Annotated in this window: 13 protein-coding genes and 1 tRNA gene; 4 read left to right on the top strand and 10 right to left on the bottom strand. The window is 41.9% G+C overall.

Annotated features, from left to right (window positions below):
- Positions 1-32: 32 nt before the first annotated feature.
- Positions 33-1,991 (bottom strand): OmpA family protein, encoded by a 1,959-nt coding sequence (locus B5Y40_RS17010; RefSeq protein ID WP_079687978.1) that lies wholly within the window; start codon positions 1,989-1,991, stop codon positions 33-35.
- A gap of 137 nt (positions 1,992-2,128) precedes the next feature.
- Entirely contained in the window at positions 2,129-2,599 is a 471-nt protein-coding gene (locus tag B5Y40_RS17015; protein WP_079687979.1) for a hypothetical protein, read from the bottom strand.
- A gap of 203 nt (positions 2,600-2,802) precedes the next feature.
- Between B5Y40_RS17015 and B5Y40_RS17020 the strand changes: the two genes are divergently transcribed.
- The 3 genes from B5Y40_RS17020 to B5Y40_RS17030 all read left to right on the top strand — a co-directional run bounded on the left by B5Y40_RS17020 (position 2,803) and on the right by B5Y40_RS17030 (position 5,792).
- Positions 2,803-4,515 (top strand): IlvD/Edd family dehydratase, encoded by a 1,713-nt coding sequence (locus B5Y40_RS17020; protein WP_079687980.1) that lies wholly within the window; start codon positions 2,803-2,805, stop codon positions 4,513-4,515.
- Positions 4,516-4,521: 6 nt separating this feature from the next.
- Positions 4,522-5,283, top strand: a complete 762-nt coding sequence (locus B5Y40_RS17025; RefSeq protein WP_079687981.1) for an SDR family NAD(P)-dependent oxidoreductase — start codon at positions 4,522-4,524, stop codon at positions 5,281-5,283.
- 299 nt (positions 5,284-5,582) lie between these two features.
- Positions 5,583-5,792, top strand: coding sequence for a hypothetical protein (locus B5Y40_RS17030; RefSeq protein ID WP_079687982.1), 210 nt, complete (start codon positions 5,583-5,585; stop codon positions 5,790-5,792).
- Between the two features lie 103 nt (positions 5,793-5,895).
- Here the strand turns inward: B5Y40_RS17030 and B5Y40_RS17035 are convergent, their stop codons facing one another.
- The 5 genes from B5Y40_RS17035 to B5Y40_RS17055 form a co-directional block, all read right to left on the bottom strand.
- Positions 5,896-6,144, bottom strand: coding sequence for a hypothetical protein (locus B5Y40_RS17035; RefSeq protein ID WP_143785799.1), 249 nt, complete (start codon positions 6,142-6,144; stop codon positions 5,896-5,898).
- Positions 6,117-6,392: a hypothetical protein gene (locus tag B5Y40_RS17040; RefSeq protein ID WP_221408956.1), complete on the bottom strand. Its 276-nt coding sequence runs from the start codon at positions 6,390-6,392 to the stop codon at positions 6,117-6,119. The genes B5Y40_RS17035 and B5Y40_RS17040 overlap by 28 nt, the downstream gene beginning before the upstream one ends.
- A 153-nt stretch (positions 6,393-6,545) precedes the next feature.
- Positions 6,546-6,797: a GIY-YIG nuclease family protein gene (locus B5Y40_RS17045; RefSeq protein WP_079687985.1), complete on the bottom strand. Its 252-nt coding sequence runs from the start codon at positions 6,795-6,797 to the stop codon at positions 6,546-6,548.
- Positions 6,798-6,908: 111 nt separating this feature from the next.
- A complete protein-coding gene (locus tag B5Y40_RS17050; protein ID WP_079687986.1) occupies positions 6,909-7,160 on the bottom strand; it encodes a GIY-YIG nuclease family protein in 252 nt (83 codons plus the stop codon).
- Between the two features lie 59 nt (positions 7,161-7,219).
- Positions 7,220-7,294: transfer RNA gene (locus B5Y40_RS17055), tRNA-Val, on the bottom strand.
- A 224-nt stretch (positions 7,295-7,518) separates the two neighbouring features.
- On the opposite strand from B5Y40_RS17055, the gene B5Y40_RS17060 reads away from it, so the two are divergent.
- Entirely contained in the window at positions 7,519-8,262 is a 744-nt protein-coding gene (locus tag B5Y40_RS17060; RefSeq protein WP_079687987.1) for a toxin-antitoxin system YwqK family antitoxin, read from the top strand.
- A gap of 9 nt (positions 8,263-8,271) precedes the next feature.
- Here the strand turns inward: B5Y40_RS17060 and B5Y40_RS17065 are convergent, their stop codons facing one another.
- From B5Y40_RS17065 to B5Y40_RS17075, 3 genes are all read right to left on the bottom strand, one after another.
- Positions 8,272-9,834, bottom strand: a complete 1,563-nt coding sequence (locus tag B5Y40_RS17065; protein WP_143785800.1) for a hypothetical protein — start codon at positions 9,832-9,834, stop codon at positions 8,272-8,274.
- A 118-nt stretch (positions 9,835-9,952) separates the two neighbouring features.
- The gene (locus B5Y40_RS17070; protein ID WP_079688478.1) at positions 9,953-11,896 is read right to left on the bottom strand and encodes a c-type cytochrome; all 1,944 of its coding nucleotides are present in this window, start codon (positions 11,894-11,896) and stop codon (positions 9,953-9,955) included.
- 19 nt (positions 11,897-11,915) lie between these two features.
- Complete coding sequence (locus tag B5Y40_RS17075) at positions 11,916-13,829, bottom strand: 3-keto-alpha-glucoside-1,2-lyase-like domain-containing protein (RefSeq protein ID WP_159453725.1); 1,914 nt, start codon at positions 13,827-13,829, stop codon at positions 11,916-11,918.
- Between the last annotated feature and the right edge of the window lie 81 nt (positions 13,830-13,910).

A 13,910-nucleotide genomic window follows, 5' to 3' on the forward strand; every position in this document is an offset into this window, starting at 1 on the left:
GAAATCTTTGAAGTTGTGCTCTAGCCCAACCGTTATTTTTCAAGGAAAGTAAATTCAACTCTTCTGTTCAACGCTTTTCCTTCTGCCGTTTTATTTGAGGTAACAGGCTTCGATGAACCGTAACCACGCGAAGTGATTCTGTTTTTTGCAATTCCTTTAGACGTAAGATAATTTACTACAGCCTTCGCCTGGTTTGCCGTTGAAATTTTTGTAGATGGATCGGTGTGAGCGCTGACCTCGATCTTTACAGTCGGGTTTGCTTCCAGGTAAGCCACCAATCTGTCAAGTTCAGGGAATGAAGACGGACTTAATGTAATTTTCTTAGGGTCGAAAAATACATTCTTCAACAGCACAGATTGTCCGCGCTCGACAGGAACCAACGTCAGATCACGGTTAATCCGAACTTCGTTGGTTTCATTCATAACGTCAATCGATTCATACACTGGGTAATAATTACTAGCAATGGCGCTTAATATATATCGGTCTTTCAACGGAAACCTTAATTCATATTCACCCTTTAATGAATCTACGGCAGCAGCGACAGAGGAAACTCCTTCCACTTTAACATCAACTTTTATTTCAGGAGAGAGTAAAGTGCCTGTTTTTTTATCGATAAGTTTTCCTGTTACGATAGCCATCTTCTCGGCATCAGCCTGCAAATCAAAGTTAATCTCCTCGTAACCATCAATATTTTTCAAGTCTATTATGTCTGGAAGAGATTCAAAACGTTGTGCACTCACCTGAATATAGTATATCGTGCCGTGATTTAATCGTATCGAATAAGTACCTTTCGCATGATCAATTGTTGCAGACTCCATTTCTTCTCCATCTACTACAATTTTTGCCTTAGCCGATGCAGGGATAGTCTGGTCCGTGTTCTTGATCAGAAGTTTTCCCTTCAGTAAAGCGAACATTGTGGGCTCTTCTTCCAAATCAGTTTTAACTTCACGGTATTCCTTATCTGTAGTAGCATCGATGGTATAATCCTTCGCTCCGTATTGATGAACCTGTGCAGATATAGTATATTTTTTTCCGAAAGGAAGCTTTACTGAATATGTAGCTGAATCGCGATGCACCGCGTTATCAACTTGCTTGCCATCCACCATGATTTGAATGTCTTTGCCTTTCAGTGCACGTTTGGAAGTAGCATTTATTATTTTGCCAGAAACTAAAATATAGGGACGATCTTCAAATAACTTCACTTCAAAGATGTCACCTTTGCCACTAGAGTTTTTTGTAGAAGAATAATAGCCCCAGGCGCCATTCGCATTTGTTGTCAGAGAAGTTTCATTTCCATCTGTATTTATAGTATCATTTAGATGAGTGGGAGCAGACCATACATTCCAATCATCACTTAATCTTTTTATACTGAACAGATCTTTGCCTTTACCTTTTTGTGTAGTGCTATAATATAAAGTTTTGTTGTCGATCAACAGAAAAGGAGTTTGTATCTTCCCTTTTATACCTTCTGCAGTTACAGCATCTTTCCATCCACCACCAACATCATTCTTTTCAAGAATATAGAGTTTACTTTTCTTTTTATATAAAAGATATTTGCCATCAGCACTGAGTGTCGCATCGCTCGATCCCTTGATGTTTAGCTTTTGTGGAGCAGACCATATTTCATTTTGTTTTGTGGATATCGATAACCCTTCGTCTGTATATAGCAACAATGTATTGCCATCTACTGTAAGGGACAATGCATAATTGTGCTGACCAAGATTGAGAGATGTTGAACGTTGTGCTTCCGACCACAAGCCTGTAGGTTGTAATGTACTGAACCATATATCAGCACTGTTCTTCGCACCGTATCCGTTTTGAGGATGATCTTTCCGGCTAAAGAAAATAACTTTTCGGTCAGCAGAAATTACTGGACTCACTTCGTCATAGGCTGTATTTATTTCGCTCCCCAGATTCTTCGGAAGAAAAGTTGATTGGGCTTGTGCAGAGAAAACAAATAGCAATGCACAAATAAATGCCGTGAATTTCATGAAAGTAAGGATTTTTGGAACAGAGAGTCTATAATTGTGATAAAAATAGACTACTACGGTCACTCCCGAAAATACATGTAATAAAAAGTAACCTTTTTACCCGAAAGCATCTGAGTGTCCACGTCATGATCACGTCATCAAGTTTTCTTCCCTTTGGCTGCCGCGATTTTTCGCTTGCCTGTTTCGCTCAATGCAGAAGAGCGTGTCATTGTTTTAATGTGCTCTGCTTTCCGAAAACGTAAGGCACTCCAGTCCTCATCAATGGCCACCATTCGCACGGGCTCCCAATCAAGTTTGCCCAACGCTATCCATCCGGTGTCACGATTAAATTCGCAGGTATACTTTTTCGATGATCCTTTCGGATATGCAAACCACAATAAGCCATCTTCCTCCATCAACGGCGATATTTTTTTTGCGAGGTCATCTACTTCTTTTTGTTTAGTAACGAACGCGAGAACAAATTCAATTTTTTTGGATCCTGCAAGAGTTGTTTTAATTGTAGTAAGATCATTCATATCGTCCATCGCCTTTTTAAAACTATCGGGAGGGTTAATGATGTAGGCCTGTTCCTGATTTTTATAGTTGAGTTTCTTGAAGATGGGATTCACGTGGCAAACTTTTAATTAAAGTTATCAGATGAAAGTTTACGTGCAAAGAACAATCCGGCGAAAAAACACACACATATAGTAACGTGCTATAAATACATCAATCTATCAAGCCTATATTATTAAGGTCTGTGATCGTTGATAAAGAATCATTGTATTTCCATCAGCGGATTTCAATCTTCCTTTATTCATACTATCTTTTACTTATGAAAGAAAAACTCCGCAGCCAGGGCTGGTTTGGCAAGACAGGTAAAGATGGTTTTATCTATCGTGCCTGGATGAAAAATCAAGGTATACCCGATTATGAATTACGAGGGAAACCCGTGATCGGTATTTGCAACACATGGTCGGAGCTCACACCGTGTAATGCTCACTTCCGTGAACTAGCTGAATCTGTGAAGCGTGGAATATCTGAAGCGGGTGGATTTCCGGTAGAGTTTCCAGTAATGTCGTTAGGAGAAACATTGATCAAACCAACGGCTATGCTCTATCGCAATTTAGCCAGTATGGATGTGGAGGAATCTATACGTGCCAACCCGATCGATGGTGTTGTACTGCTCTGTGGATGCGATAAAACTACACCATCGTTAGTGATGGGCGCGTGCAGTGTAAATATACCTTCCATTGTTGTTTCGGGCGGCCCAATGTTAACCGGTAAATATCAGGGGCGTGATATAGGCACGAGTGATGTATGGCGATTTAATGATGCTGTGCGATCCGGTGAAATGTCGCAGGAAGAATTAACGGTTGCTGAAGCATGCATGTGTCGAAGCCGTGGACATTGTGCTGTAATGGGTACCGCGTCCACCATGGCTTGTATGGTTGAATCACTTGGATTATCGCTTCCTGAAAATGCTTCTATACCGGCTGCAGATTCCCGCAGAAAGGTGATCGCGCAATTGTCGGGTAGCCGTATCGTTGAGATGGTGAAAGAGAACTTGCTGCTTTCAGATATATTAACACGTCAGGCATTTGAAAATGCTATCATGGTAAATGCTGCTATTGGTGGCTCCACTAATTTTATTATTCACTTGTTAGCCATTGCCGGGCGAATGGGTATACCGCTTTTGCTCGAAGACTTTGATCACCTCTCAGCAAATATACCTTTGCTTGTTAACCTTCAGCCTTCCGGAAATTATTTTATGGAAGATCTATACTATGCCGGAGGCATTCAGGCTGTGATGAAAGAACTCGATTCCTTCCTTCATGGTAATAGTGTAACGGTGAATGGGAAGACGCAACAGGAGAACTATGTGAAGTCGGCATGCTATAACCGTGAAGTAATCGGAAGCGTTGCTGCACCCATCAATTCATTATCAGGTGTAGCAATTTTGAAAGGAAATTTGTGCGAACATGGTGCTGTGATAAAACCTTCGGCAGCAAGTTTGAAACTAATGATGCATACTGGAAGAGCTGTAGTGTTTGAAGATATTGAAGATTATAAAAGCAGAATTGATAGTCCTGATCTGGAGGTGGATGAAACCAGTATATTGGTTTTAAAGAATGTAGGACCGATTGGTTATCCGGGCATGCCTGAAGTTGGCAACATGTCTATTCCCAAAAAACTTCTTGCACAAGGTATACATGATATGGTGCGTATATCAGATGGGCGCATGAGTGGGACAGGATTTGGCACTGTTATACTTCATGCTTCACCGGAAGCAGCACTCGGTGGCAATTTTGCTGTAGTAAAAGATGGTGATGTTATTTCACTGGATGTTATGAATCGCTCATTGGTATTGCAGGTGTCTGACGAAGAACTTGAACGAAGAAAACAGGATTGGAGACCGCGGCATAAAAAATATACACGTGGCTATGTGCAGCTATACCAACAACATGTGCAGCAAGCACACCTCGGTGCTGATATGGATTATCTGGCAGGAGGCTCAGGCAGTGAAGTAACACGCGATTCGCATTGATAGACTATGGCTATATTTAAAAATAGAGTAGCAATTGTTACAGGCGCAGGTCAAGGTATAGGCCTTGAAATTTGTCGCCAGCTTGCCAGAGAAGGTGCGAGTGTTATTTTAAATGACGTACAGGAAGGGCTTGCAGTTGAAGCCGCTGAAAGCATTCAGCATAGTGCAGGTATATGTATTCCCTTTGCGGGCGATGCTTCCGATGTTTCTTTTATTGATTCCATGGTGGAGGAAGCAATTAAACAATTTGGCCGATTGGATATAGCAATAGCAAATGCCGGGATAACACTCTTCGGTGAATTTCTGAACTATACTCCGGAGGATTTGAATGCAGTATTACATGTAAACCTCGGAGGAAGTTTTTTTCTGGCGCAGGCCGCAGCTCGTAAAATGAAGGAGCAACAAAGTGGAGGGAGGATTTTATTCATGTCTTCGGTTACAGGACATCAGGCTCACAAAAATCTTGCTGCCTACGGCATGAGTAAAGCTGCTCTTGAAATGCTGGCAAAAACCTTAGTGGTAGAATTATCGGAATATAAAATTACCATCAATGCACTTGCTCCAGGTGCTACATTAACGGAGCGCACCGTGCATGATGCTACATATGAAAGTACATGGTCGCGTATAACACCTATCGGAAAGGCTGCTACTACAAACGACATTGCACAAGCTGCGTTGTTCCTGGTATCTCCACAGGCAGGACACATTACAGGACAATCACTGATCATTGATGGCGGATGGACATCGGTGAGCCCTTCACCTTACTAAAGTGGTATAAACATAGTATAGGCATTAAAAAAGAAGACTCCTCTACAGGAGTCTTCCGTATTCATTTTCATTTGCCTGTAGTTATAGGCTTAAGAGTATAGATCCAGCTTCCGATGAAATAAATTACTCTTGAATGGAAATGAACTGATTCATAAGGGAAAAAGACTATGCCTGGCTTCGTGATGCTTTTTTGGACAGTTTTGCGGAGAAGTGTGGGGTGAATGGGTTCTTCCTGAGCAAAGAATTCCTCCTTTGTCCGTAGGTATTATTTTGAATAAGTAATATAAAAACCTTGTGTTATGAATACTTATTCAAAAACGACTTCTTTATACAAAGAGAGAAATTCTGTCGGGGAGGTCAGTGGAGACGATGGTGCAACCACCAACAATAAAAAGCGGTATTCTGATAGTATAGATGTACTATCGAAGAAAATAAAAAAAGGAACGAATGCCTCGCGTTTCGCTGCACGGAAGCGATCTGTTATGAAGAAGCTGAAGGGGATTGATTAATTACTATGAGGACAGAGTGTGTATATATAGATGCAATCACACTGCATATTGTGACTGGAAAATATATATACCTGAGGTATATCATTACTGTGTTCGTAACGATTTACAACATAGCTTTATGGAGCCACTCCTTGGCAGACTTAACATCCTCGAACGAAGCCATTTCCATTTTTGCAGCAGTCGAACTTAAGTCAACATAGTCACGTATTTGCATTTCCGCGAAAACTTCTTTAGGCTGAACGAATGCCAGATGAGATACATCTCCTGCAAAGAGTCTGGGATTCCAATCAGAGACTGCCCACTCTGCTGAAGTGTTGCCCTCCATCAATAGTGTATCGGCAAGCCAGCCCATGCCTTGCGTGATTTTTTTTTCTTTTCTATGGCATACGATAACCCAAGATTGAGAAGACTTCTAAACTCGTCATTTGTTGCGTACCCGAAATGTGTAGCAATGATGCACGGCACAGACGGGTCATAATCCAGTGTTCCATATTTCTGCGTATGCAATCTAATGATTGGTGTATCCACTGCTATATATAGGTTAGCGTTCTCTTTGCTCAGCAGTTGAATTGGTACCTGATGAAGTAAAACGAAGGGCAAACTATTTCCGTCAGTACAAGAAAGCATTGAACAAGTTCAATAAATGCCAGCGATTACTTTCTTAGAAATTCTGTAAGATAGATGGTAGACTTTTTTTAGTGTGTGAGCTGAGGGGTTCGAACCCCCGACCCTCCCGACTAAAGTCGGGATACTCTAAAAGTAAAAGAAGAACCGGGCGATTTTTTTTCTACTCTTCCACGCTTTCACCTGTCGCTCTCTTTGATAGGCTAATTCTTTTGTTGCGTATTCTTCCGTGTAGATTATAGTCCAGTCTTTATACTTTGCTGTGAATCCATCATGATTGGAAAGATGTTTTCGTAGTCTTTCTTTTATGGGTTCCGTTGTGTGTCCGATATAGTATTTATCGGCATCGTTAGAATATAGAATGTAAAAGGTAGCGTTCATCCATTAACAAGATTGCATACAACGAAAAAGCCATCACAATGTGATGGCTTTTTTTAGTGTGGGAGCTGAGGGGTTCGAACCCCCGACCCTCCCGACTGAGGTCGGGATGCTCTAACGTTGCTGTATGACCTGTGCGATTTTTTTTCTACTCTTCCACGCTTTCACCTGTCGCTCTCTTTGATAGGCTAATTCTTTTGTTGCGTATTCTTCCGTGTAGATTATAGTCCAGTCTTTATACTTTGCTGTGAATCCATCATGATTGGAAAGATGTTTTCGTAGTCTTTCTTTTATGGGTTCCGTTGTGTGTCCGATATAGTATTTATCGGCATCGTTAGAATATAGAATGTAAAAGTTAGCGTTCATCCATTAACAAGATTGCATACAACGAAAAAGCCATCACAATGTGATGGCTTTTTTTAGTGTGGGAGCTGAGGGGTTCGAACCCCCGACCCTCTGCTTGTAAGGCAGATGCTCTGAACCAGCTGAGCTAAGCTCCCGTTTGGGATTGCAAATGTAGTAGAGATTTCTATTTCTGCAAAAAAAAGTCTTGGAGAAGGAATATTTTTTAAAAAAAAGTTGAATTTGCTTTCTGCGCAGCGTTTTTCAACGCGCATCCTGCAAATGGAACGTTCTCTTTATCAGCGAATTTTGTTCAATTTTCAGACTCATTGTAACTCTAGCAGTTTTTGAATTAATTATCTTGCGCCCTAGTCCTAACCCTATGCGTAAGCCTGCTGCGTTGTTCCTCTGTCTCTTTGCTTCTTTTTTATTGTATTCCTGTTTCCCACACAATTCGTCATCAGAAGGTCAGGAGGCATCGAAGGATGTTCGGAAAATATATTACCAGGATGGCACCTTGCATAAAGAGATGGTATACAAGAACGGTTTGCAGGATGGTGTTTCTAAGGAGTATTACAAATCCGGTAAAATCTTTCAGGAGGTAACGTACAAGAAAAACTTGCGCAACGGAGTTGCCAAACGATATTTTGAATCAGGCCTTTTGAGTCAGGAAACTCCATACCTGGACGACAAGATGCATGGCGTACAAAAACGCTATAGACGTTCCGGAGATTTGATGACAGAAGTCCCGTATTACGAAGGAAATCTCTGCATCGGATTAAAGGAATATACCATCGATGGAAAACTCAAGCAACGTTATCCTACCATTGAAATAACTTCAATCGATAATATACTGTTGAATGGCACCTATACTTTAAAAATTAAAATGTCTGACGGCAGTAAAGGCGTTGAATACTTTGTTGGCAGACTTGCTGAAAATAAATATATAGGCGTGGAGGCGAGCCGTGTTTTCGAAGTGAGAGATGGTGTAGGTGAAATTAATTTTCCGATGCCCCGAGGATCTTTTATCATGGAAGAAGTAAATATTATCGCACGGGTGAAAACCTCTCAAAGCAATTACTATATCACACAAAATAAATTCCACCTGGCAATCGAGAACAGGTAGTGCATTCGATCACTTGATCATCCGTTGGCGTGTAATCAGTTCGTAGTTGTTCGGTGCATATTTTAATCCTGTTGACAGGAATTGTTTTGCCTTCGAGACTTGTCCTTTACGATAATAGTATACCGCTGCATTGGAATATGACTGTCCTATAAGCTCTGTATTTATAGAGATGTCGGGATATTGCGTAGCAAGACTTTCAAACAGTGTTTTATACTTGTCTCCCTCTGCAATCTTATTGGTGGTATAGCTCATGTTGAATTGTACCAGGTAAGCCATAGCACGCAGTGCATTAAAATGATTGTTTGCCTGCAGGTTGCTGAACTTTGCATTGTAATCATCCAACTGTTTAATAATCTCCTGGTTACTGTTTTTTGAATTGAATGTCTGTGCCAGTGATGCCAGAAATAATCCTTGTGCTTCCAGGTTGTTTGGTTTTAGAAACAATGTTTTTTCAAAGTATGGCAGCGCATCTTTACACTTTGCCTGACTGTAGAGAAGTCTTCCGGTTTCATAATTATATACATATGCCAGGTCATCTTTAAGCTTCTGATGGGTGATTGACCGCGTCAGGATGCGATAGTATTGTTCGTATTGATCTCTCTTTCCTTTCACAAATAAAAGATCTTGTGTTGCCCGCGCAAATTCTCCAACAATCATTTCCTGGTCTACACCAAGATCTGTATAGCGAGATAATTTACTTAGTAATACAGCGTGCGTTGAGTCCTTTTCTTTGCGCGACTCAAATGTTTGTGCACCGGTATAGTATAATAATTGTGCTATGCGTTGAGACGGGTTGAGTATATACGCTTTCTCCAATTGAGTGAAGGCTTCCTCATGTTTTTTGTCTTCCGTTTTATATAGAGCATCGTTGAGATATTGCAACCCTGCAAGTTGCTGAAGATTTACTTCGGTGTTTTGTCCGAAATAATATTTATCAAAGAGCGTCTTTACATCTTGCATAGCATACTCCTGTGCACTGATCAGTTTTTGATCTTTTAATTTCTGAAGATAATTCTGTTTGAATTCATCACTCAAAGTATAGTATCCGGCTAGTGGCGAAGTTGTTTCCAAAACAATCCTTTCATCTTGTGGGTAGGCCACCAGGTATACATGTGTTGGCTCTTCTTTTATACTATACGGAATCTGTAATCTCTCGAATGCTAAAGCATATAGCGCTGTAGCGGATACACAATTGTAGTATCCATTGTAAAATATTTCCTCAAAGCGATTTTTAAGTTCGTACTTCATTAAAAATTTACTGTGAAGATTATCATATATAGCTTTGATACGCTTGCCAGTCTTTTTCTCGGCGGTTTCGCGACCAACGATCGTAACATGATCATAAAATCTATCGCGTCCTTCTTTAATCTTCACATCAGAAAGTAAACTACCATTTGACATGAGCAGCGCAAATATATCTACATCCTTATGTTGGAAGCGTTTAAAGGTCTCTCGTTCAAATTCAGAATAGAAAGTAAGTTCGTTGAATCGTACAAGGCTGTCGGGTGCTTGAGCCAGCAACGTTGATGACAGCATCATCAAACACAAGGTTAGGCGGTTAAATTTATTCATAACGGAGACAGGTAGTGTCACAAATTTACTCAAAAATTTACCGGTTGATTAAATCGGCAAATAAAAAATCCCGAAGTATACACTCCGGGATTTAGTTTCTGCTATAACCTTATTCAGGTTATGGTGTTGGTGCTTTTTCTATGCGCAATGAATTGATCCATGAGGCAATCTTTAGCGCTTCTGTTTTAGGAACCTGCGGCATTGGAGCCATGGGTGTTTCATGTTCAGGCCAGTTCTTGGGTTCAGGATTATAGATCAGCTGTACAATTCTCTCATTACTGTATTTACGCTTTGCTATATCTGCAAAGGCAGGGCCCACCTGGCGTTTGTTTGTCTGGTGACAAGCCGTACAGGTATTTTTTACCAGTAATGGTTCTATCTCTGCATAGGTCGGTGCCTTCTTACTGCTGGTAGTTGCTGCAGTTTTGACTGGAGTTGTTTTTGCCGGAGCGACCACGGATTTTTTCGTGCTCAGTTCACTGGCTGGTAATTTTGCTCCTTCCGGGATGTTGTTCAATGTATAGTATGCCGTTGCGTGCAGTACAGGCAGGTTGCTATCTTTAGAACGTATACCTGGTACGTTGATTTCATGCAGATAATATTGACGCAGGTTATCGATTACAACTCTGACTTTCAAACCGTCTTCGGAAACCTTCACGCCTTTGATGTTTAGCTTCTCGTCATTGATGGTAGGACTTCCATATACCGCGTGGTATTTATAAATGAAGCTTCTGCCCATATAGGATGAAAGATCTTCCGCTTTACTCTTATCGACTGGTAACGTGAATTCAATTTCAAATCCATCCGGCATAGCACGTACGGTTTTCATTTCCATCGGTACATTGCCCGTCCAGACCACCCGTTGTAAGCCAGATGAAGTTGTACCGGCAGATCCCCAGCCGCGGTTTGTTTCACCAGTGTACAAGGAGCCATCATGTCCCCAATTCATACGCAATACACCAGACTGAAATCCGGAACGAAAATCAAAAGCTACACCTTGAAACTCGCCCTTTACTTTTTCCATCACAACACGCATTACTTTGCTTTGCCCCTGATCACCAACAAAAATCTGTCCTGCAAATGGACCAAATTTACCAGCGGTTTCATCGCGGATGATTTCTGAATTTGATATACCTAATATACCATGCGGCAGCCATACTGAAGGCAAACGTGTTTCAGGGAAATCCTGTTTTATCTGGTATAGTAACTTTGGATTTTTTTCGTCTGCTACATTTTCAGGTTTAACATATTGTCCGTTTTTCTTTTCTCTGCGCGGATCAACTTTTGCGTACAGCTGCTCCGTTGTAAGCTTAACCGGTGAGTTCGGTTGGTTCGTCCAGCGTAAGCCTGCCGGGTGTCCTGTAAAGCTTCCCTTCGTTACGTGAAATATACCACCAGATCCCATCCAGTCACCTTGGTTATCATCGTAGAAAAGTTCTCCGTCAATCATTCCCAATCCGCAAGGCGAGCGCATGCCGGTAGCCCAGGGTTCCAATGTTCCATCCGCATGAATCTTCATCGTCCATCCGCGCCAAGGTCTGCGGCTTTCACCACGCCACCACTCTTCGTTACCAAAAGCCACATTGCCCGTAACAAAGAAACTTCCATCCGGGGCGATCTTCGGTCCAAATGAATATTCATGATAATGTCCGGATATAGGCCATGCATATATAGTTTCATATACATCAGCTTTACCATCGCCATTCGTATCTACAAGCTTAGTAAGCTCACCGCGTTGTGCCGCATATAGCGCCTGGTCTTTATAGGCTAATCCCAAAGGTTCATGCAAACCTGATGCGAACAAAGTATAGGTGGGCGTTCCGCCACTCAGCATCGCAGCGTTTTCAATAATCCATATATCCCCTCTGCGGGTGCTCAACGCAATTCGTCCGTCCGGTAATGTTGCCACACCGCCTACTTCAAGTAATACTCCTTCGGGAGTAGGAATCGTAATGATCTTATAGTAATCATCTTCCGTTGGAACCTTGCTTTGTGCTTCCACAGCCTGTGCGCTTACAAGTATAGCAGCAGCAGTAAAAAATTTCGATATCAAGTTCTTCATGTCGATCATTCTTTATCAATTACCAGATGATTGAGTATTTAACACTGCTTCCGTCTACTGCTACGATTAGTTCTTTCTTTCCGTTTACATCACGTATAGTTGCAGCTGATGACGTCTTAATATAGTATTGCTTGTCATCAATAGCGTATGAGCCATTTGGATTCAGGGTAATGCTTGAACCTTCTGCGAGTTTATAGTATAAGCCTGTTTTGGTGCCACGGTTTTTAATGGTCACTTCATGTGTGATGCTTCGTGCCTGATCTTCCGGATATACTTTGTCTTCTACTTCCAACCCTTGATAGGTATATTTGAAAACAGGTCTCGCAGTCGTTTCTTCTATAGTATATCCTTTCGAACGGAACTCGCCTTCTTTGCCTGTAGCCGGGAAGGCTTCATTTGCATTGGCCAGGAAAGCGAGTGGCTGATTGATATATAGGTACTGTACTGCACCCAGCGGACGGAAAGAACCATCTCCGCGATCATGCCACATGGGTGTAGCGTTTACAAAATCACCGCGCCATACACAGGCCAGGTTACCCGCTGCTAAATCATATACGTAGTTAATCCTGGCAGGGTCACCTACACCTATCGTATGCGTAAGACGTTGACGTTCGTCTCCTTTGAAATCAATGAACGCACGCAGTAATTTTGGCTCAGCACCAGCGTGGATCAGGATCGGGGAAGTCGGTTCATCATCCGGAGGGAAAGAACCATATGCATTCAACACTACCGGGTACGTGCTAGCTGTTTGTGCTGTGAATCCGATGCGCGGTGGCATCCATGATGCAGTTTTGAAGTTGGCAATCTCAAACGGATATGTACCCGCCTTCAATGCTATAGTAGCCCTGTTTCTTCCGCCACCATCAGCACGTTGTTCATCGATCAGGCGCTGATTGTTTATAGAGAAGGTTATACCTCCGGTATAGCTCAGATCAAAATAGTAAGTCTCATCTTCGGGTATAGTAACTTTTCCGGTATATATAATGCCGTACATATTCTCATCATCTAATACCTCCGCTGTTAACTCGGGCGATGTTCCGCTCTTTACTGGTTTCAGTGTCGCAAAGTCATCGACTTCACCGAAGGTTCCTTTGAATGCTTTGTAAGAAACGTCCGATACAGACACTTTGGAATCTTTCATGAGTTTATAGCGAACGTTACGAAACGCAACAGGGCCATGGTCGCCTTGTATCATAAGCGGGCCAGTAGGCTTCTCGTTGTTTTCAACAGGTCCGCCCGTTGGCAATGGTACTTCTACGTTATCGTGAATTTTTACACCATTCAATTCGACAGATACAAAGCGAGCGTTGGTAATTTTATTTCCGTTGGCATCGAACTTCGGTGCACGGAAAGATATAGTCATCTTTTGCCAGAGGCCGGGTGCTTTCGCAGGATTACTCAAAGGCGCTTTGCCCATATATATTTTGGACGGTTCGCTTTCCCAGTTTCTGTAAATACCACCGATGTCGGAGAAGGAGGGATTCTTTACACCCCAACTGTCGAGCAGCTGAACTTCATAGCGGCCTTGTAAATAGATGCCGGAGTTAGATCCCTTTGGTAACATTACTTCGAGTTCCAGTTCAATGTCTCCATGTTCGAATGCAGAAATAAGATTATCTTTTTTCGATTCATCATTCATGTTCAGCAACACGCCTTTACCTGCGGTAAAAGTTACTGCCTGAGGAGCTTTTGAAGCTGACTCTTCTTTTGATTTCTTTTTTTTCTTTCCGGTTTCAGCGGCTGCTTTTTCGGGTTCATGGTGAATATCAATGGTTGGATCTATGGTGACATCACCAACAATCTGCCAGTTGCCGGCCTGCTGTTTAAAAGCAGACATATCTTGCAAAGGCAAAGCTTTCATTGGAGTATCCTGGGCGTATGTTCCCGTAATACCGGTCATGGCTATAAAGACCATGAGTACTTTTTTATGCATGTGCATTTGGGTTATAATTAATTAAGAAGGGTTCGAATATCTGAGGATTCATTGGTTTTCACAAAGTTCTTTACAAGAAGA

This window comes from Ohtaekwangia koreensis, assembly GCF_900167975.1.
In the GTDB taxonomy this organism is placed as follows: domain Bacteria; phylum Bacteroidota; class Bacteroidia; order Cytophagales; family Cyclobacteriaceae; genus Ohtaekwangia; species Ohtaekwangia koreensis.